Here is a 20,653-nt window from a genome sequence, read left to right on the forward strand (position 1 = left end):
TAAGAGTTTTGTAGCATGCAAATTGAAATAGAGCTATCAAATAGTATAAACCTTTCTTTTTTAAATTGCTGTTGCTTCCTTGTTTGAGCTTTCATTTTTAAAACTGTATCGGTTAACCCATTTTTTTATTATATTTCTTCATTCCCTTCGTATAATGATTTTAATTTAAATTTGTGATATATTGTTTTATCAACAGTTTTTAAACCAATCGTAATTAAATTAAACAGAAGAAAATAATGAGAATAACCATTATCGCAGGAGCTCGTCCTAACTTTATGAAGATTGCTCCAATAATACATGTTATTAAAAAGGAAGCGCTACTTGGGAAAAATATTTCTTTTCGTTTGGTTCATACAGGTCAGCATTATGATGAGAAAATGAGTGCTACATTTTTTGATGAGCTTAACATTCCTTTTCCAAATGTAAATTTAGAGTGCGGTGGTGGAACTCATGCAGAACAAACAGCAGCAATTTTAATTGCATTTGAAAAAGAATTATTAGCAAATCCAACTGATTTAGTGCTGGTTGTTGGTGATGTAACTTCAACAATGGCTTGTGCAATTGTAGCCAAAAAGCTTAACATCAAAGTGGCTCACATTGAGGCAGGTATTCGTTCTTTTGATTTAACAATGCCCGAAGAGATTAATAGAATGGTTACTGATAGCATTACCGATTATTTTTTTACAACAACACAATTAGCAGGCCAAAATTTATTAAATGCTGGTGTTGATAAATCAAAAATATTTTTTGTTGGAAATGTAATGATTGATACATTATTGACCAATTTACCAAGATTTAAAAAACCTGTTCTTTTTGATGATTTAAATTTAATTAAAGAAGGATATTTTGTTTTAACAATGCATCGACCTGCCAATGTTGATGAAACAGAAAAATTGAAGACAATGATGGACGAAATAGTTAAAAATGTGAACGGTTTGCCTATTGTTTTTCCCATACATCCTCGCACTGCTAAAATATTTTCAAGCCTTAATATTAGTGCCAACAATCTAAAAATGGTTGAGCCATTGGGTTATCTGGAGTTTAATTATTTAGTAAAAAACTGCAAAGCGGTAATTACAGATTCTGGAGGAATTACAGAGGAAACTACTATGATGGGAATTCCATGTTTAACATTACGTGATAATACTGAAAGGCCAGAAACAATTACCATTGGTACAAATGAGTTAATAGGAACTAATCCTAATGCTATAAAATCTACTTTGCATAAATTATTTGAAGGAAATTGGAAAAAAGGAGGGATTCCTGATTTGTGGGACGGGAAAGCAGCGGAAAGGATTGTTAATGAAATCTTGAATATTTACGAATAAGAAAATATTTGATTAAAAGCATAAATGAATCGTGTGCTTAATTTTTTTATTCAAAGATTCTTTTCATAAATAATTCTTTCATTTTCCCAAAATCCTGTTTGGGCCTTCTGCAAATATAAATTTTCTGATAAAGCTCTTCTTCATTGTCAGCATAAGGGTTGTAAATAGTTTTGACCAATGTTACTTCGTCAAAGTAAGATTTAAAAAAATCTCCTACACGATAACTCAAGGCAATAACAGTATTCGGTATTTTGTTTTTAGGTGTCCAACTATAAAAACTTCCGTGAAATGAAAATGCTTTTGGTAAATTATATTCATTTCCAAAAAGATTTACCGCACCTGCTTGCCCATAATGTTTGCCCCAAATTATGCAAGTCTGTTTTTCATTCTCAGGTAAACTGTCAAAAACAGATTTTAAATTTTGCATTGTTATTTTCCATTTTTCCTTGGTATAATACTCATCAAATTTTACACCATATTTGCCGCCTTTAATATCCTTTTTTTCATATGGATATCCTTTTTCAAGATAACGATTAAAACTATAAACTGGCATACCAAAGGGAATTAAGGCAGTACCTAAAATCAGTAAAACAGTGATAGGATACATCATCCATTTTCTTTTAACAATTACAATTTGTTCCCAAAACATGGCTCCAAAAGGAAGTATCGTTAATATGATGGGAAAAAAATAATACGACTTGCCATTTTTGAATAAAAGCAAAATAAATGATAAACCAATTACAACTGATAATATGCGAACTATATGGTTGTCTTTTCGTCTTATTATGTAAATCAGCGCAGGAAATACTATTAATAATGATACTACCGGGTTAATAGCCATAACTAAATTTACCAAAATATCAAGTCGACTTATTTTTTCCAATTGTGTTTCATAAAGCCTGTTTGTCATTTGGAGTAAAGGAAAATCATTACAGAATTGCCAAATAATATTTGGTGAAATACACAGAAAAAATACAATTATATTGAACCAAAATTTATGCGCGATCAACGCTGTTCTTGTTTTTTTGAAAAACAACAGTGCAGATAATCCAAAAAGGAAAAAGACACTGTCATACTTTGCTAAGAAACCTAAAGTGCAAAATAATGTGAGATACCATAACGATTTTTTATCAAGATATTTCACAAAACGGGTTAATTGATAAAATGACAAAACCCAAAATAGTTGACTAAAAACTACAGGTTGAAAAAGTTGTTGAGAGCGTCCAAAACCAGGTGCAATAAGGATGGCTAACAAAACAAAAAAAACAGCTTTATTTTTTCCACCTAATTCAATAGTGGTTTTAGCAATATAAATAAGTATAAGTAAGGATGCAATGTGAGGAAAAAGATGTTGAATAAAAACAGAGTTATTACCAAAAAGATTTTGAATAAAAGCCAAAAACCCAATTAGTGGTGGAAACTCCATATATCCGAAAGCCAAATGTTTACCAGTCTCAATGTGCAATAATTCATCTCCTTGAAATCCGGAATGACTGTCCGCAATTAGATGAAGTGTCAATTTTAAAATACAGAAAATAAAAATTATTAGCTTGGTTTGTTTATTCATTCTCATGGTTTATTTGGAAGGCATAATGAAGCACAACTCCTTTGTGTATTGGTGAGTTGCTAGTTTGATTGAGAGAATTTTTTCGAAAGAAAATCGAAAACTGACAAACAAACAACTAACATTTGTTTAGCTAAAAATAACAAATTTTCATATATGGGTTGTGTTTTAATAATTCTTTATTAACTTCATCACATTCCAACCAACCAAATAAATAATGAATCACATTATGAAAATCTTTTCTAAAATTTTTATCGCTATATTTCTTTTTGTAGGATTTTCTGCAATCAGCCAAACAAAATCTCAAGTCCTTTCTAAAATTAATACAGAAGGCTTTCAGAAATCGCAAGTCATGAGTCTCATTTCAGACTTGTCAGATGTTTATGGTCCTCGGTTAACAGGAACCAATCAATATTTTACTGCAGCAGAATGGGCAAAGAAAACCTTAGAAAATTGGGGAGTTGATAAAGTATATTTCGAAAATTATTGTGATGATTGTATGGGTTGGGAAGTAAAATCATTTAATGTAGAAATGACAGCACCCTCTTATATGAAAATACAAGCCTATCCTTATGCGTGGACAGAAGGCTCTAATGGCGTTCAAATAGGAGATTTAATTTGGATTGAAAGTCATTCTGATTTAGATAAAGTAAAAGAAAAATGGAGTGGAAAATTGCAAGGGAAGACAATATTGATAGGATCGGTACCAAAGCAAAATATGTTATTTGATGCGCTTTCAACACGGTTTACGGAAGAACAAATTGAGGAAGCTAAAAAATCAATTATTACTGCGCCAAATAATTCGTTAGATCCTTCTGCTTCAAATGTTGATTTAGTTGAAGATGACAAGGAGTTTGAAATCTATAAAAAAAAGGATGATGCTTTTTTTGCATTCCTAAAAGCAGAAGGCGCTATGAATGTTATGGCAACAAGGCCTTTATTCCCAGGTATTATTCATCCAGGTGGCACCTATAATTATAAAAAAACGGATGCAAAGCCAATTCCCTATTTTGCGATTTCACCAGAAAATTTCGGAAAACTACAACGCTTAATAGTCAAAGGAATCAATCCAAAAATTAAATTCCATTTAGATTCAGAACTCTATTTAAAACCTGAAAACAATGTAAATATTATCGGAGAAATTATAGGTTCAGACCCAAAATTAAAAGATGAAGTTGTTATGGTTGGTGCTCATTTTGATTCTTGGCATTCAGCATCTGGCACAACAGATAATGGCTCAGGTTCTGCCGTAATGATGGAAGTGATGCGAATTATTAAAGCCTCTGGGTTAAAACCAAAACGAACTATTAGAATAGCCCTTTGGGGAGGAGAGGAACAAGGGTATTTAGGTTCTATGGCCTATGCAGAAAATCACTATGGAAAAGTAACTAAAACAACTCGAAAAACAGAATTAGAAAAAATTTCGGCCTACATAAATATGGATAATGGTGCTGGTCAAATGCGAGGCATCTTTTTACAGGGAAATGAAGCGGTAAGACCCATTTTTGAAGATATGCTGAAACCATATTCATATTTAGATGTGAATGCTTTAACCATTGAAAACACTGGCGGTACCGATCATGTGGTTTTTGACTATTACAAGATACCTGGATTTCAAATCATTCAAGATGAGTTAAACTATTCAACAGTAACTCATCACACCAATTTAGACGTTTTAGAATATGTTCCGGAACGTGATATGATGATTAATGCAACTGTTATTGCTGCACTGGTTTATCAAATTTCAGAAATGGATTCGCTTTTGCCTAGAGAAGATTAAGATCGATTACTTAGCAGTACTATTGATTTGTATTTTAGTTCTTTTGCTGCCCTGTGTGCTTGTTTGATTAATAAACATCCATTCCATTGTATTGATAATTATGGAATGTAGGATTTTGATGTTCTTAAACGCTCCCAAGAAATTGTTCTGGATGGTAGTTAAATTTTTCCGATTTAAAAGCTTTTTCTATTAAGTTGAAAATTACTTTAAAATCAGTTGGTTTTCTTGTCTAATATTTATCTCATTCATTTCTCGCAATTTCAGGTTTAGGAATGGTTAAGATGTATACAACAATAATTATTGTAGCGATTGCAGTTATTAAAAAAGTAATTGTTGCACCAAACTGAAACCAGATAAGTCCAGCTAATGAACTTGCTAGCATTGTGCAGATGCTTTGAAATCCTGAAAATGTTCCTATGGCTGTTGCAGTATCTTTTTTGTCTGTGATATTCGAAATCCACGCTTTTGAAATACCTTCTGTTGCAGAGGCATAAATTCCATAAAGAAAAAATAGTCCAAAAAACAGATAAAGATTTTTGTTTGCCGACATACCAAAATATACGACTGAAAATAATAAAAGTCCAATTATAAATATCTTTTTCAGTCCCACTTTGTCTGCAATGATGCCAATAGGGAAAGCAAATAAAGCATAAATAAGATTGTAAAAAATATAAACTCCAATTACCATAGTGTCATCAAGTCCTGATTGTTTTGCTTTTAAAAGCAAAAAAACATCAGAGCTATTGAAAAGCGTAAAAGCAAGAAGTCCAATGACTAATCTTTTGTATTCTATTGGGCTTACTTTCCAATAATTTAGAAACGAAAAAAAAGGTGCAACAACTTTTAGATTAGTTTTATCTGCTTTTTTGCCTTTAAGTAAAAACGAAACCAAAACTGCAAAAAGGCCAGGGATAAAGGCGATAAAAAAAAGCGTTATGTAATTCTCTGGGAAATAGTACAAATAAACCAAAGCTAAAGATGGACCAAGTACAGCACCCAAAGTGTCCATTGAGCGATGAAATCCAAAAACTTTACCTTTAGTTTTCGCGGTTGCTTCATCTGAAAGTATAGCATCTCTTGCCCCTGTTCTAATTCCTTTTCCGAAACGGTCAATGGTTCGAGCAAAGAAAATCCAAAGGGGATAGACAAAAATTGCCATCATTGGTTTTGAAATAGCACTAAAAGCATAGCCAATTTGAACAAATGGAACTCTTTTGCCCGAAGTGTCTGAAAGTTTGCCGAAATAACCTTTGCTTAAACCCGCTGTCGCTTCTGCAACGCCTTCAAGTATTCCAATAAGTACAATAGAAAAGCCAATTGATTTTAAATAAATCGGCATAATAGGATACAGCATTTCGCTGGCCGTGTCTGTAAACAAACTTACCAACGACAAGATCCAAACAGTTCTGGTTATATATTTCAATTTAATAAGTTTGAATTTGTGTTCATTTTTAGCTTGTTTCCAACGGTTTGTATAAGATTAGTTGTGTTGGTAAGAACTAAATTAGTAAAAGAAAATGTGCCAATGGAAAATTCATAAGAATTTCCTAGTAAGTTATGACCAAGTAATTATTTTTACACTTTTGTAAAAAGTAGTTTTTTGTTTATTATTATCAAATTCCTTTAATATTTATAAAAAAGTATTTATTTAAAAAGGTCTTTTAATAAATCATCCGACACTAAATTTGGCAATGTAACCTTAAGATTAGGTGAGCGTTCCATTTCTCTTTTTATTGCAAAAATAGCCTCTTTGTTTCTCGCCCAACTGCGCCTTGTTATTCCGTTATTGACATCATAAAAGAGCATGCTTTTTAGATTTTTTTCAGCTTCTTCTGTGCCATCCAATAACATGCCGAAACCTCCATTAATAACTTCTCCCCAGCCAACTCCACCACCATTATGAATGGAAACCCAAGTAGCACCCCTAAAACTATCCCCAATAACATTATGGATTGCCATGTCGGCTGTAAATTTGCTGCCATCATATATGTTTGAGGTTTCTCTGTAAGGTGAGTCGGTTCCGCTAACATCATGATGGTCTCTACCTAAAACAACGGGTCCAATTTCACCATTTGAAATGGCTTTATTAAATGCACTTGCAATTTTTGAACGTCCTTCAGCGTCAGCATATAAAATTCTTGCCTGCGAACCAACTACCATTTTGTTGTTTTTGGCTTCTTTAATCCAAGTGATATTATCTTGAAGTTGTTGTTTAATTTCATCTGGAGCCGTTTCAAAAATCTCCTGTAAAACAAACATTGCTATTTCGTCAGTTTTATCTAAATCTTGTGGTTTTCCTGAAGTGCAGACCCAACGAAATGGTCCAAATCCATAATCAAAACACATAGGTCCTAAAATATCTTGAACATAAGAAGGATACTTAAAATCAATGTTATTATCACTCATAACATCAGCTCCAGCGCGAGAAGCTTCAAGCAAGAAAGCATTTCCGTAGTCAAAAAAGTAAGTCCCGCGTTCTGTATGTTTGTTTATTGCTTCAGCATGACGACGAAGTGTTTCCTGTACTTTTTCTTTGAATAGTTCTGGGTTTTCACTAATCAATTTATTTGCTTCATCATAACTAATATCAACAGGATAATAACCACCTGTCCATGGAATATGAAGAGAAGTTTGGTCTGATCCAACATGAATAAAAACATCTTCTTTATAAAATTGTTCCCACACATCAACTACATTGCCAATGTAGGCGATAGATACAGTTTCATTGTTCTTTTGAGCCCTTTTAACTCGTTCAATTAACTGTTGCATATTATCAATAAGCTCATCAACCCAACCTTGTTCATGTCTTTTGGTGGCAGCTTTAGGATTTACCTCTGCACAAACAGTAATGCATCCGGCAATATTTCCAGCTTTAGGTTGTGCTCCGCTCATGCCACCCAATCCTGCAGTTAAAAATATTTTACCTTTTGTTGTATCTCCTTTAGGTAATATATTTCTAAAAGCATTCATTATAGTAATAGTGGTTCCGTGTACAATACCTTGCGGTCCAATATACATAAAAGAACCTGCAGTCATCTGACCATATTGGGTAACACCTAATGCATTAAATTTCTCCCAATCATTAGGCTGTGAATAATTAGGAATCATCATGCCATTGGTAACCACAACTCTTGGGGCTTGTTTTGAAGATGGAAATAATCCCATTGGATGGCCAGAGTACATATGAAGCGTTTGTTCATCTGTCATGTTCGCCAAATATTGCATTGTTATTAAATATTGAGCCCAATTTTGAAACACGGCACCATTTCCACCATAGGTAATTAATTCTTCGGGATGTTGCGCTACAGCAGGATTTAGATTATTTTGAATCATTAACATGATGGCTGCAGCCTGTTGTGATTTAGCTGGATATTTTGAAATTGAACGCGCATACATATCATACTGTGGTTTAAATCGATACATATAAATACGTCCGTAAGAAATTAATTCCTCGGCAAATTCTGTAGACAATTCTTGATGCCATTTTTCAGGAAAATAGCGTAGAGCATTTCGAATAGCCAATTGTTTTTCATCTTTAGATAAAATGTCTTTGCGTTTTGGAGCTCTGTTTATTCCAGAAGGATAATTTCTTTTTGGTGGTAAATCAGTTGGAATTCCTTGTAATATGTATTCTTTAAATGTCATTTTTTTAGATTTATCTAACTGTGAATGATTGATTAATAACTAGGTTTATCATGGCATTAATATCATTTTTTAAAATTCTGTCCTCTTCAAGTTTTTTAACTTGATTTCTTATGATCTTAAAATTTTCTTCTATAATCTCTGAAAATGTATTAGGTCTTCTAAACTCTAAAGCTTGTGCTGCATACATAAGTTCAATAGCAAGTATTTTCTCTAGATTGCCTAATATTTGATTAAATTTTCTTCCCGAAATACTTCCCATGGATACATGGTCTTCTTGCCCCAATGATGTTGGAATGCTATCTGCAGAAGGAGGGAAACATAACGATTTGTTCTCTGTAACCAATGCAGCTGTTGTGTATTGCGGAATCATAAAACCAGAGTTTAATCCGCCTCCGGTTGTTAGTAAACGAGGCAGTCCGTATTTGCCTTCAATTAATAAATAACATCTTCTGTCAGCTATATTTCCTAATTCTGACGCAGCAATAGATGCATAATCCAGTGCCATGGCTAATGGCTGACCGTGAAAATTTCCGCCTGAAACTGCTACTGTTTCGCTTAAAACAATTGGATTGTCTGTAACAGAATTCATTTCAATTTTAGCTAAATCATTTAAATGATAAAAAGCATTTCTTGAAGCGCCATGAACTTGAGGGATGCATCTCATGGAATAAGGATCCTGAACCCGTTCGCAATTTTCATGGGACATAATGTTTTCAGAATCTTTAAAAAACATTCTCATGCGTTTAGCTACTTTTAAGTTTCCTTTAAATGGTCTGATAGTGTGCAACGCTTCTTTAAAAGGGGAAGCACTTCCTTTGTAACCTTCAATACTCATAGCACCAGCTAAATCTGCTAAATCAAGTAGGTAGCTCATTTTGTTTAGGCCAACTATGGTATGTGCTAAAATAAATTGGGTCCCATTAATTAAAGCTAAACCTTCTTTTGCTTGTAATACAATGGGTTTTAGCTTATTTTCTTCAAGAATCTTATCAGCAGATACAATTCTATCTTCAACCCAAAACTCACCTTCACCAATTAGCGGTAAAAATAAATGTGATAATGGTGCCAAATCCCCGGAAGCTCCAACAGATCCTTGCTCTGGTACAACTGGTATCAAGTTGTTTTCAATAAAAAAAATAATGCGTTCGATAACTTCTAATCTAATTCCTGAAAAACCCTGACATAAAGCATGTACTTTACAAATCATCATGATTTTTGAAAGTTGTTTATCTATAGGATTTCCAACGCCAACAGCATGCGTAATTAAAAGGTTTTCTTGAAGTTTACTAGTTTCTGCAGGTGTAATTTGCACATCACATAAAGGGCCAAAGCCAGTATTTATTCCATAAACAGCTTTGTTAGATTGCGCCATTTTTTCAACTCGCTTTCTGCTTTCATTCACTTTAGCTATAGCTTCATGGACTAGAATAGCTTTTAAGTTTCCTTTTGAAATATTTATGGCTTTGTTAACTGTTAGTTTGTCTATACCGTATCTAAACATAGTTGAAAAAATTGTGTTATTAATTGATAAATACAAAGTTATGTTTATTTTTGATGCTTAATAATATTAACTATTATAAGTAATGATACCTAAAAGTAATCAATTAGAATTACGTCATTTAAAATATTTTTTGGCAGTTGCTGAAGAGTTATATTTTAGAAAAGCGGCAGAGCGTTTATACATTTCACAACCGGGGTTAAGTAGGCAAATTAAGCAGATGGAAGATGATTTAGGTATTGTGTTATTTGAGCGTCATAACAGAAAAGTAGAATTAACTAAAGTTGGTACTTACCTTAAGGATGAATTAACAAGAAATTTAAAAAATTTAGATCATGTTTTTAATCATGCTAAATTACTAAATGATGGTTTGGGTGGAGATTTAAAACTTGGTTATGTTGGGTCGGCTATTCAAAAAGTGATTCCAGATTTGTTGTTAAAGTTTAGAAAAGCTCATACAAACATTGTATTTACATTAAAAGAAATGGATAATAACAAGCAAATTGAAAGTTTGTTATCGCAAGAAATTGATATAGGTTTTGTTAGAATGGAAAGGGTTCCAAGACATGTTGAAATTGTACCCTTATTAACAGAATCATTTTGCTTGGTTTTACCAAAAAATCATCCTTTAAGTAGTAGTAATTTTAAAAACATGAATCAATTAAAGCATGAATCATTTATATTGTTTGATCCTGAATACAGTGCTACATATCATGAAAAAGTGATGCAGATTTTTGATGATAGTGGATTTGCACCAATAATATCTCACAATACCATACATGCAAGCTCAATTTATAAATTGGTAGAGCATAATTTTGGAATTTCTATTGTACCTAATTCATTAAAGTTGAGTGACAACAGTCATTTAAAATTTATAGATTTAGATAAAATACCACAAAGAACCGTATTATCTGTAGTTTGGAATAAAGATAATACCAATCCTATTTTAGAGAAATTTTTAGAATATGTTAAGTAATTTGAGTTATAATTTATATTTTACTTCTTTTGTTATCGTCTTACAATCGTCAGTTCTAAAAGGTGCTGTGTGAAAACCTTCTTTGTTATATAAATTACTTTGAGATGCATCACCTATCCAACGATAACGTACAGCAATAGGGTTTTTTACCTCGTCGTTAAAAACCAATACACTATTGTTTTCAATATATGCGTAAGCTTGATGAAAAACTTGATCAGTTCCAGCAATCTCAAATCCTTTGACTTGTCCGTTTTTTGTCTGAAGTATATAATCCACTTCTTATATCATCAAATTCTCCTAATTCTTCAGTTTTCCATATTTCAGGTTCATTGATGTTTATTTATTGCCCTTTTATAAATTTAACGATCTCTGTTTTATCTGAACCAATAATTTTCATTAGATAGGTACCTGTTGGAATTTTATTAACGTCAATTTTATATTGGATACCACTTACAGAAGTTTTGATTATTTCTCTTCCATTTAAATCATAAATTGTAATTAGCACATTATCATATGTTGACGAACTTATTGTTATTGAATTTTGAGCTGGGTTAGGAAATATCTTAAACCTATTTTCGGTATTATATGGTTTAATACTTAAAATTTCAATTGTACCAGTTATATCCCAATTGAAGTATTCCCATCCTTGAGGTATTGTTCTGTTACAAGTAAGTCCCGTTGTTGAACCGTTTTCTGATGAAACATATAAATTGTTATACCCTTTTATATTATATGCTCCACTCAAATCAGTCAGCTTAAATTTTTGATAATTTCCAATTACACTCGAGCTACAATACAATTTATTAATTGTAGGGTTTAAACTTACATACAATCCATTACTTCCTTTTAGGGCAATTAGCCCATTACCCGCTTCAATTACGGTAAACTTTTCATTCACTCCTAAAGTTGGACTTGTACTAGACATCAAATTATTAGTAACCGAATAGGTTACATAATTGTCGTTGTTTCCTTTCAAATAAATGATGTTGACGATAGGAATTACGTGAACTGCCGGAGGAATATTTGAATTTAAATAAACAAAATTCACAGAATTCACATTGAATTCTCCAGACTTATTTATTATTCTAATCGCTTGTGACCCTATAGAAGCAAAAGCACCGGTAGTTGTTATTGTTTGCCAAGATTCCCAACCACCTGTTGGAGGAATATTCACAGTTGCCAATATTTCTGAGCCAATAGCATTTTGTATTTGTATTGTTCCTGTTGTAGAATTCCCATTAGCAACCCTAAATTCGATTGAATAAGTACCTGCAACAGCAACATTTACAGTATATTTCATCCATTCGCTAATGGTAAACCAACCTATAGTATAACCATTGGATAAATAATCGGACGTAGCTGTAACATCAACACCATTGTTTCGATAACCCCATCCGTGATTCCAACCCGTATCATTTCCTGTTGTATATCGTACATCTTCCCAATCCCTATCAGAATAGGCATATCCATTCATTCCCTGATCATAATTTGCTGTGTATAGCCTGCCTGGAATATTGTTGATTGAGAAGGGCTCTGTATTTCTATTATCTGGTTGCATAAAAATAGATCGTATAACTTCTGTTTGTAGTGTGCAGTTTGCCAATTTGATATTTTCAGCTAATTGCATAACAGTATTAAAAGCCGTGGCGGGATCAATACCAGGATTTGTTCCTCCAAAATAATTAAGAAGATCTTGATAACCTGCAGGCCATTGTGCATTAGCAAAATCATTTATACTCATAAATTTCTTCATTGGCCACCATGAAAATCCAATATTGTTAGCATTAAATGTTTCGACCATTTCTGTAAAAAGGTCATTACTGTTTTCGCCGTGTTCTCCGCACCATATTGGTCTGTTTTGTGCGGTTCTAAAGTCGGTTATCCATTTAATATCTTGTGTTGTAGCTGCTGTCCAATATTTATGAAAGGAATAAACTATATTGGCATCCCAAGCTGGGGTTAAGCCTGTAAAATCATTTGCATACCAATTCCCTTCTATGAAAAGAATGTGATTGTCTCCATTGGTTCTTATAACAGATGTTATTTCGTTATAAATGTTTCTTAAATCTGTTCCGTTTGGTAAATTCCAAGCAGGCTCGTTTAATAAATCATAGCCCGCAACCCAAGGTTCATTTTTGTAGGTTTCTGATAATTTTTTCCAAAGTTCTACCGTCTTGGTCTTATTTGCTGTGCTCTCCCAAAGCGAGGGTTTTGTGCTATCATAATCACAAATATTATTGGCACTCTGACCACCAGGGGCTGCATGCAAGTCAATAATTACATAAATACCTTCGGCACTACACCACGAAATAATATTATTTAAAATTGCAAATCCTTGCGGATTCCATACATCGGGTAAACCAGCATTGACGAAATACTCATAATGAATTGGCAAACGCACAGCATTAAATCCCCAAGCCTTGATTTGTTGTATATCCGCTAACGTTACAAAATTAGAAAGCCAAGCATTATAAAATGTAGCTGTATTGGTACTTCCTATTAAAGTAGTAAGTTTCTGTTTCCAAGTATGTTGATCGGGTGCTTGATTGACGGAATTCATCATATATCCTTCCATTACCATCCAATTGCCAAAATTCATAGCGTTGAGAACAACCTCTTGATTATTAGAGCTATTAATTATTTTTTTGCCACTAACTGTTAATAATTGTCCGCTTGCATTCAAATTAAAAAAAATACTCAGTAATATTGAGAAAAAAAAATTATTTGCGCAAATTCGATTTTTCATAACAATTTAAATTTAGGGTCTTGGCCCTTAATTTAATAGTATAGTTTGCATAGTATGTGGCAATGTGTTTAATTGAGCTGTTTTTGATTGTATGGTTAAACTGTAATCTATCATTTGGTCACTAATGTTCATTACAACTATAACAATACTTTTATCTTGATTCTCAAAAGCGGTAGTTAATAAATTGTTTGTGCTGGATGCACTACTGATTCTTTTAGCTCCCGGACGAACAAACTTTGAAAAATGACCAATGTAGTAGTATGAATTAGTAAAAGTCAACTCACCTGTTTGTGTATTGCCATGAACTGGAGAAAAGCATAAATTACCCACGTGGTTTGGCCCTCCTGTTTCGTCTAAGAGAATGTTCCAGTCAGTCCATGCTACAACACCATTGTTAAAATCATTAATCATAGATTTTCCGTAGCGTTCGGCCAATTTAGGGTCTTCATTTTCTATTCTGACAAGATCATATTTTTCATTGCAGCCTTCTGTAAAGATTAAATTTTTATCAGGGTAGGCTTCTTGAACCCGTTTTACGGCATCATACATGGGAGTTCCATCTTTCCAATCTTCATACCAGTGAAATCCTGTTCCCCATACATATTTTGCGGCTTCAGGATCATTTAAAATGATGTTAGCTCTTTCAAATAATAAATCTCGGTTATGATCCCAGACTATAATGTGTTTATCTCCCAAACCTTCTTTTTCCAAAGTTGGACCTAAATAATTTTTTAAAAAATCACGCTCATCTTCAGCAGTGTAAATACAAGATTCCCAACGTTGCACAGCCATTGGTTCATTTTGAACTGTTAGACCCCAAATAGGGATACCTTCTTTTTCGTATGCTTTTATGAATTTAGCATAGTAATTAGCCCAGGGTTGATAAAAATCTGGAGACAGTTTACCCCCATGAAGCATATCACCATTGGTTTTCATGAATGCGGGAGGGCTCCAAGGACTTGCATATAAGTTCAATGTTCCTCCGGCTGCTTCGATGGCTTTTTTTGTAAACGGAATTCTATAGGTCTTGTCGTGCTCTATATTAAATGTTTTTAGCTCTGCATCACCTTCTTCAACATAAGTGTAACTTTCACTTGAAAAATCACAGCTATGGATGTGGGTTCTAGCCAACGTATAACCAATGCCCTTATCAGCACTAAAATAGGCCTCCATAAATTGGTCTTGCTTTTCTTTTGGTAACTTATAAAATGTTTCAGCAGATGCATCGGTTAACGCAGCTCCAATACCCATAAAAGTCTGGAATTGTTTGCTTGGGTTTACATTAATAGCCGATTCTGTTTCCAAAGGCTGTTTAAAATCTTTAAACTCAACTGGGGCATTGCTTAAAGATAATTTTAAATCAGAATTATGGGCCGTTGTGTAAACAGTTATTTTTTTCTCTTTTAGGTTAAAAGGTTCCTTTGTTGTTTTAACTGTTTCAATAACATTTTTTTTCTGTTCACATCCAAAAAATGTTATTATTAAAAGTAATACCAATGTTATATTTTTCATGTTTATATAAATTTGAGCTTTTTTACCAAATAAAAGTACCAATAGAACCTCCATCTAAAGATACAGTTATCCACTTACCCTTGTGTTTTATATTAAATATTTCTGAAGAATTTCCGTCATTTTCTACTATCAAAACAATTTTTCCATTAGGTGTTTTAAAAGCAACATTATTTAAATTCCCTTTTAAATTACTAGTAATTCTTATTGAACCAGCAGGAACAAATTTTGAGGCATGACCAATAATGTAATAACCAACGTTTAGTGTATATGAATTACTACTGTTTATAGTAACCGCTCCTTTACATGTTGTGCAACCACCTGAGGTATGAGGTTCAAAAGAAGGATTGTTTGCCAAGTTCCACTCAAGAGCAATCTTACTCCAGTTACGCATTGAACCAATAATAACATTTTTTAAATGCCATTTTAAATCACCACTAAAGGTTCCGCTGCTGGACGTGTACTGCTCTGTAAAATAAACATCCTTATCCGGATGTGCTGAATGAACCGTTGTTAAAGCACTAATATCCCCTGCATATAAATGAAATGCTGAACCTGTAATAAAAGCTTTTGCACCAGGATCATTTAAAATTGAAATGGGATAATCTGGTTTATCACAGTTGTGGTCGTAAATTATAATTTTAGTGTTGATATTGGCTGCTTTAAATGCAGGACCTAGATGGTTTTTAATAAAATTTGCTTGATCTGGCGCCAACATTAACATGCTTGGGTTATTGCCAGGATGTAATGGTTCGTTTTGTGGAGTTATGGCATCAATAGTAATGCCTTCCCCTTTCATTTTTTCAATATATTTTACAAAATAGTTTGCATACACACTGTAATATTGTGGCTGTAAACTGCCTCCAATGGTACTGTTGTTATCTTTCATCCAAACAGGAGGAGACCAAGGGCTTCCTAATATTTTAATGTTTGGATTAATGCTTAAAATTTCTTTTAAAAGAGGTATTAAATGCTGTTTGTCTGGATCTAAACTAAATTTTGTTAAGTTAATATCTGTTTCACCTACCACTAAATCATCATAAGAAAATGTTGTTGCGTCCAAATCTGATGCCCCTATACTAACTCTTAAATAACTGATGGAAATGGAATTGTTGTTATACCCAAAGAGGGTTTGCAATAATTCTTGTTTTTTCTCGGGACTTAATGAATTAATAACTTGCGCACTTCCACCAGTTAGTGTAAAACCAAACCCTTCAACTGATTGATAACTTTGAGACTCATCTATCTCAATATTTGGATAACTATTATTGCTACTATTAAAATTAAGATTACTATTTTGCTTTTGAATTTTTACAGATTGGTCTCCTTTTGTTAGCCAAAAATCAACGTCACTTGCAACAATTCCATTATCTAATATCGTCCCTGTTGAAATTATTGGAGTTGTATTTGAAGTGTTGTTTGAAGTTACAGTTCCAGTTAAAGTAAACGTTTCAGTACTTTCAGCTAACGAATCACTATTAGTGACTACATTGACGGTCGCTGTTGTTTTCCCAGCAGCAATTGTGATTGTAGTAGATATTGGTGAATAATCTGATAAATTTGCTGAACCATCTGTTGTTTTAACATTAACTATTGTTGCTTCTGCACTTTGATGACTCAAAGTTATGGTAAATATCACATCATAACCCTCAGTAACCGGAAAGCTAGAAATACTTACAATTGGATTACTTGTTGATGGAGGAATTATTTCTTGGTTTGAATTAGAACATTTCGAAAATACAATCAAAAGGCTTGTTAAGAATATAATTTTCATAGAATTTTTCAATATTATTTTATTTTTTGATTTGGAATACTTTAACATAGTCTAATTCGAAAGTGTAACTAATGAATTTTTTTATAGCTCCAGCATAATTTCATTTTTTTTGCAATTAAAAATCAAAAATATGAGTGATTAAAAATGCATGCTACTCTTATTAAAGAAGATAAAAATAATTCCTTTATTTTCAACCATTAATTCATCCAGCTAAAAAAATCATAATCCTTTAATTAAGAAATCCTTCTCATTTCAACATTCTTGATCGTTACAGTATTTCCACTAATTTGACAACCAGCTTTAATAACTAAATAAACGGTTCCACTTGTAGGAAAAGAGACTATTCCATGAAATTTTCCTACACAACTTAAATCACTGAGCAATCCGTTAAAAGGAGTCCTTCCGCAACCAACCCAATAATTTAAACCCCATACACCTTCTGCACCTACGTTCCCGTAATCGCTACCTTGTGCTGGTACTTGAGGTAAACAATACACTTCAAACCACATTAAATTAATTCCATTAGGTGAAGATACCTGCATATCAATACTATAATTTGTATCCGCATCGACATCTATGGCTTGATAAATGGCTTGATTACCAGGGTCTGGAAAGCTGACAGTTGCACTACCTGGAGTGAAAGCCCAAAAAGCTGATCCAGAAACTGGGGTAATATTTAAGATATTCCATTTACTCCAGTCGTCTGCACTTTCAAATTTTCCTCCTTGTATTATATTCCCTGCAATTGGATCTGAAGTATCCACAATAATATCTTGTGAAGAAGAATAAGATTGTCCACCTATTCCAACCGCTGTGTGTGTAACAGTATAGGTTCCTTTGTCTGGATACGATACGGTTTCTTCGGATTTACCTGTAGTCGTTCCTCCGCCTTTACCAAAATCCCATTTTGAACCAATATAATTAGTAGCGACTGCTTTTAAGGTAAAAGTATTTGTTTGATTTGCCACTGCAGTCACTGTAAATGAGGCATCCAATTCAGGGCCTAAAATACCATTGCCACTACCTACGTCATCAGGTTGGCATGCAGATAAAAAACCCAATGCTGTTACAATAGTAAGCATTAAGTTGAAACTTATTTTCACTTTTTTCATGATTTATATATTTTATTAAATTAATACTTTCTATTTTAACTGACTCTCTAATTAGTTAATCTAATATTATCAATATAGAAAGTTTCGCTTCTTCCGGTTGTACTATCATTAAATCTAAAAACAAGTTGATTGAATTTTGCATTAGCAGGAATTCCTGGAATAGTACTAAAATCAAATACCAACTCTTCCCAGGAGCCTGACGTAGTCAATGGTACCTTTAAAATTGCTACACCATTAGCAGGTGTACCTCCAACTGCCGATTGCAATTCCACATTTAATTTCTTGCCAATATTGGAAGAGGAAGTAGTATAAACCAAGACTCTTATTTTATTTCCAGTAGAAAAATCTATAGGATAATCTAATGTGCTTGTGCTGGAAGAATTTGCTGGGGACCCTACAACCTTGAAAATTTTACCTACCATATCACTTGTATTAATACCAGATATATTGGGATTAGCTACTTTTTGGAAGGACAAACCAGAAGTTACAAAAGAATAAGCAACATTAGGATTATCAAAAGTAATTGGTAATTCGAATGCGTCAGTAATAACAACTTCTGTTGTTTTTTCAGTTTGTGCTATTCCGCCACTTAAGGCAACTACTTTAACATTATAGGTTCCCGCAGCTGTGTAAGTATGAGAAACTTCGGCAGCTGCAGCTAAAGGAGTTCCTACTTCATCAGGTCCTACGTCTCCAAAATACACCAAATATGAAGCCGCATATATAGCATTGGCTTTTACTTTTAAGTTATGTGCCGTTTTAGTAAAAGTTACAGTCAAATTCTCAGGAGCTCTAAAAATTACTGATAAAGGAAATGTTTTCTCTGTATTTACTCCATTAAGGCCATTTGCAACCACTTTTACCGTATAATTTCCTTCTTTATACAGATGGCTAACATTAGCCCCAAATTGTACTAATGCCGGATTAGATGTGTCATCCCCAAAATAAACTGAATAGGTACCTGCACCAGATGCACTAGGCGTAATAGTAACTTTTCCAGAATTATCATTGGTAATATCAAAAAGAGAAGCCACATCAGTAGGGCTATCTGTCTTGTTTAATGTTAAATCTTGACTGATTCCATCAGGAATACTACAACTTATTGCAGTAGTAAGTATTACTAGAAAGCTTAGTATTATATTTATTTTTTTCATCATTTTAAATTATAATTATTAATACCCAGGATTTTGTTCCAACACCGAATTTTCTAAGTCTCTAAAGGGTATTGGCAAAATTTCATTTTTACCAGCAACAAATCCTCTGCTCGCTAAAACAGTGGCGGCTTTTCCTGTTCTTACAAGATCAAAGAAACGGTGACCTTCGCAAGCCAATTCTTTTCTACGTTCAAGTGCAATAGCATCTAATGATACGGGAACAGATGACAATCCTACTCTTGCTCTAACGGCATCCAATAATGCCTGAGCTCTGGCTCCTGAACCTCCTAAAGCTTCTGCTTCCATGAGATACGTATCTGCTAATCTGATGATATACGTGTTTTGCTTAAAATTTAATTCTTGTGCAGCTGATGCAACTGGTGTAACATCTGAATTTTTTGGGGCAAACTTAGCCATAAAGTAACCTGTATCTTGAACACCAACCGTATAACCCTCTATTTGACCAGAGGCCATCAATGCTTTCGCATCAATAATCGTGGCGTCAAAACGGGGATCACCTTTTAAAATATCATATAAATCTTGGGTAACGGTATTATATCCCCAACCACCAGAATAATAATCTGGTGCGGTTGAATTAGCTGCTCTCGTATAACCTCTAATACCTGTCATGACATTTAGAATATTCCCTTCGGTTCCCCAGCTAACACCTCCCCAAGTCGCATTTCCTGCGCTACTATGACTATCTGAAAGGATGCATTCTGAATTAAATTTATTTGTAAAAACCCAGAGATCACTAAAATTATTCAACAATTTATACCCATAAGGACTTGAAAAAACCATTCCTGAGTTCGGGCCGTTTACTATTGCCAATTGTGCTGCTGCCTCTGCATTCTTTTTTTGATAGAGATATACTTTTCCAAGCATTGCTTGGGCAGCACCTTTTGTCCAACGTCCGCCTTCAGTATCAATGTTAATGGTAGATGGCAATCCGTCAATGGCATCAATCAAATCTAGCTCAATTTGTGCATATACTTCTTCTGGTGGCGATTGAGGATACGTTAGAGCATCTGTAGGGGTAATTGTAGTAGTTAAAAGAGGAATATTACCAAACATTCTTACCAAATTAAAATGATAGTAAGCCCGCATGGCTTTACACTCTGCTGCATATCGTGTTTTCAAATTGGCATCCATAGGAATTTCTGGTAACTTTTGCAATAACGTATTGGCTCTGAATATACCTTGAAAATGATTGCTCCAAAGACCAGATGCCCCTGCATCATTCATGTTTATAGGATTTACATTAAAGCTTGAGAATTGTGCGATGGTGTTACTTCCTTCCCCAGGACCTCCTCCTCCAAAATTATCATCTGATCCTGCATTCATAAAAGTAATTATGTTAGCAAAGGAGCTAGAATTTACATTCATGATATCATATACGGCGACAAGAGCAGAAGTAGCTTCACTTTCATTTTTATAATAATTATCTTCGAGAGCTGTTCCTTTGGATTTTACTTCTAAAAAATCTTCACTACAGGAAACCAACAAAATCATCATTACTCCCGCAATAAATAAATTTGTACTGTTTATTGTTTTCATAGTTATTTAT

The 20,653-nt window shown here is 33.5% G+C and carries 14 protein-coding genes; 3 read left to right on the forward strand and 11 right to left on the reverse strand.

Annotation, left to right across the window (positions count from 1 at the left end; translation table 11 throughout):
* The first annotated feature begins 236 nt into the window (after nucleotides 1–236).
* On the forward strand, nucleotides 237–1,328 hold the full coding sequence (wecB, locus tag V8G69_RS14470; RefSeq protein WP_394882794.1) for a non-hydrolyzing UDP-N-acetylglucosamine 2-epimerase: 1,092 nt from the start codon (nucleotides 237–239) through the stop codon (nucleotides 1,326–1,328).
* A 46-nt stretch (nucleotides 1,329–1,374) separates the two neighbouring features.
* Here the strand turns inward: wecB and V8G69_RS14475 are convergent, their stop codons facing one another.
* Nucleotides 1,375–2,895 carry an ArnT family glycosyltransferase gene (locus V8G69_RS14475; RefSeq protein WP_394882795.1) on the reverse strand — a complete coding sequence of 507 codons (1,521 nt, stop codon included), beginning with the start codon at nucleotides 2,893–2,895 and terminating at the stop codon, nucleotides 1,375–1,377.
* Between the two features lie 226 nt (nucleotides 2,896–3,121).
* Between V8G69_RS14475 and V8G69_RS14480 the strand changes: the two genes are divergently transcribed.
* Complete coding sequence (locus tag V8G69_RS14480; protein WP_394882796.1) at nucleotides 3,122–4,672, forward strand: M20/M25/M40 family metallo-hydrolase; 1,551 nt, start codon at nucleotides 3,122–3,124, stop codon at nucleotides 4,670–4,672.
* Nucleotides 4,673–4,913: 241 nt separating this feature from the next.
* On the opposite strand, the gene V8G69_RS14485 is transcribed toward V8G69_RS14480, so the two are convergent.
* The 3 genes from V8G69_RS14485 to hutH form a co-directional block, all read right to left on the reverse strand.
* A complete protein-coding gene (locus tag V8G69_RS14485) occupies nucleotides 4,914–6,095 on the reverse strand; it encodes an MFS transporter (RefSeq protein ID WP_394882797.1) in 1,182 nt (393 codons plus the stop codon).
* Nucleotides 6,096–6,316: 221 nt separating this feature from the next.
* Entirely contained in the window at nucleotides 6,317–8,317 is a 2,001-nt protein-coding gene (locus V8G69_RS14490) for a urocanate hydratase (RefSeq protein ID WP_394882798.1), read from the reverse strand.
* A 10-nt stretch (nucleotides 8,318–8,327) separates the two neighbouring features.
* Nucleotides 8,328–9,818, reverse strand: a complete 1,491-nt coding sequence (gene hutH, locus V8G69_RS14495) for a histidine ammonia-lyase (RefSeq protein WP_394882799.1) — start codon at nucleotides 9,816–9,818, stop codon at nucleotides 8,328–8,330.
* A gap of 82 nt (nucleotides 9,819–9,900) precedes the next feature.
* Here hutH and V8G69_RS14500 point away from each other — a divergent pair, with 82 nt between their 5' ends.
* Nucleotides 9,901–10,791, forward strand: a complete 891-nt coding sequence (locus V8G69_RS14500) for a LysR family transcriptional regulator (protein WP_394882800.1) — start codon at nucleotides 9,901–9,903, stop codon at nucleotides 10,789–10,791.
* A 6-nt stretch (nucleotides 10,792–10,797) separates the two neighbouring features.
* Here V8G69_RS14500 and V8G69_RS14505 read toward each other — a convergent pair whose 3' ends face one another.
* From V8G69_RS14505 to V8G69_RS14535, 7 genes are all read right to left on the reverse strand, one after another.
* Nucleotides 10,798–11,067 carry a hypothetical protein gene (locus tag V8G69_RS14505; RefSeq protein ID WP_394882801.1) on the reverse strand — a complete coding sequence of 90 codons (270 nt, stop codon included), beginning with the start codon at nucleotides 11,065–11,067 and terminating at the stop codon, nucleotides 10,798–10,800.
* Between the two features lie 64 nt (nucleotides 11,068–11,131).
* Complete coding sequence (locus V8G69_RS14510) at nucleotides 11,132–13,537, reverse strand: cellulase family glycosylhydrolase (RefSeq protein ID WP_394882802.1); 2,406 nt, start codon at nucleotides 13,535–13,537, stop codon at nucleotides 11,132–11,134.
* A gap of 27 nt (nucleotides 13,538–13,564) precedes the next feature.
* Nucleotides 13,565–15,049, reverse strand: a complete 1,485-nt coding sequence (locus V8G69_RS14515) for a glycoside hydrolase family 30 beta sandwich domain-containing protein (RefSeq protein ID WP_394882803.1) — start codon at nucleotides 15,047–15,049, stop codon at nucleotides 13,565–13,567.
* Nucleotides 15,050–15,071: 22 nt separating this feature from the next.
* Nucleotides 15,072–16,820, reverse strand: coding sequence for a glycoside hydrolase family 30 beta sandwich domain-containing protein (locus V8G69_RS14520; RefSeq protein ID WP_394882804.1), 1,749 nt, complete (start codon nucleotides 16,818–16,820; stop codon nucleotides 15,072–15,074).
* A 233-nt stretch (nucleotides 16,821–17,053) separates the two neighbouring features.
* Nucleotides 17,054–17,932, reverse strand: a complete 879-nt coding sequence (locus tag V8G69_RS14525; protein WP_394882805.1) for a PKD domain-containing protein — start codon at nucleotides 17,930–17,932, stop codon at nucleotides 17,054–17,056.
* 47 nt (nucleotides 17,933–17,979) lie between these two features.
* Nucleotides 17,980–19,086 (reverse strand): PKD domain-containing protein, encoded by a 1,107-nt coding sequence (locus V8G69_RS14530; RefSeq protein ID WP_394882806.1) that lies wholly within the window; start codon nucleotides 19,084–19,086, stop codon nucleotides 17,980–17,982.
* Nucleotides 19,087–19,104: 18 nt separating this feature from the next.
* Nucleotides 19,105–20,643 carry a RagB/SusD family nutrient uptake outer membrane protein gene (locus V8G69_RS14535; protein WP_394882807.1) on the reverse strand — a complete coding sequence of 513 codons (1,539 nt, stop codon included), beginning with the start codon at nucleotides 20,641–20,643 and terminating at the stop codon, nucleotides 19,105–19,107.
* Nucleotides 20,644–20,653 lie beyond the last annotated feature (10 nt).

Origin of the sequence: Gaetbulibacter sp. M235 (genome assembly GCF_043876835.1) — a bacterium.
In the GTDB taxonomy this organism is placed as follows: Bacteria; Bacteroidota; Bacteroidia; order Flavobacteriales; family Flavobacteriaceae; genus Yeosuana.

What these genes read in the sequence shown, in the direction of transcription:
- wecB (WP_394882794.1), top strand. Translation starts at nt 237, where the DNA reads ATGAGAATAACCATTATCGCAGGAGCTCGTCCTAACTTTATGAAGATT.
- V8G69_RS14475 (WP_394882795.1), bottom strand. Translation starts at nt 2,895, where the DNA reads ATGAATAAACAAACCAAGCTAATAATTTTTATTTTCTGTATTTTAAAA.
- V8G69_RS14480 (WP_394882796.1), top strand. Translation starts at nt 3,122, where the DNA reads ATGAAAATCTTTTCTAAAATTTTTATCGCTATATTTCTTTTTGTAGGA.
- V8G69_RS14490 (WP_394882798.1), bottom strand. Translation starts at nt 8,317, where the DNA reads ATGACATTTAAAGAATACATATTACAAGGAATTCCAACTGATTTACCA.
- hutH (WP_394882799.1), bottom strand. Translation starts at nt 9,818, where the DNA reads ATGTTTAGATACGGTATAGACAAACTAACAGTTAACAAAGCCATAAAT.
- V8G69_RS14500 (WP_394882800.1), top strand. Translation starts at nt 9,901, where the DNA reads ATGATACCTAAAAGTAATCAATTAGAATTACGTCATTTAAAATATTTT.
- V8G69_RS14510 (WP_394882802.1), bottom strand. Translation starts at nt 13,537, where the DNA reads ATGAAAAATCGAATTTGCGCAAATAATTTTTTTTTCTCAATATTACTG.
- V8G69_RS14515 (WP_394882803.1), bottom strand. Translation starts at nt 15,049, where the DNA reads ATGAAAAATATAACATTGGTATTACTTTTAATAATAACATTTTTTGGA.
- V8G69_RS14520 (WP_394882804.1), bottom strand. Translation starts at nt 16,820, where the DNA reads ATGAAAATTATATTCTTAACAAGCCTTTTGATTGTATTTTCGAAATGT.
- V8G69_RS14525 (WP_394882805.1), bottom strand. Translation starts at nt 17,932, where the DNA reads ATGAAAAAAGTGAAAATAAGTTTCAACTTAATGCTTACTATTGTAACA.
- V8G69_RS14530 (WP_394882806.1), bottom strand. Translation starts at nt 19,086, where the DNA reads ATGAAAAAAATAAATATAATACTAAGCTTTCTAGTAATACTTACTACT.
- V8G69_RS14535 (WP_394882807.1), bottom strand. Translation starts at nt 20,643, where the DNA reads ATGAAAACAATAAACAGTACAAATTTATTTATTGCGGGAGTAATGATG.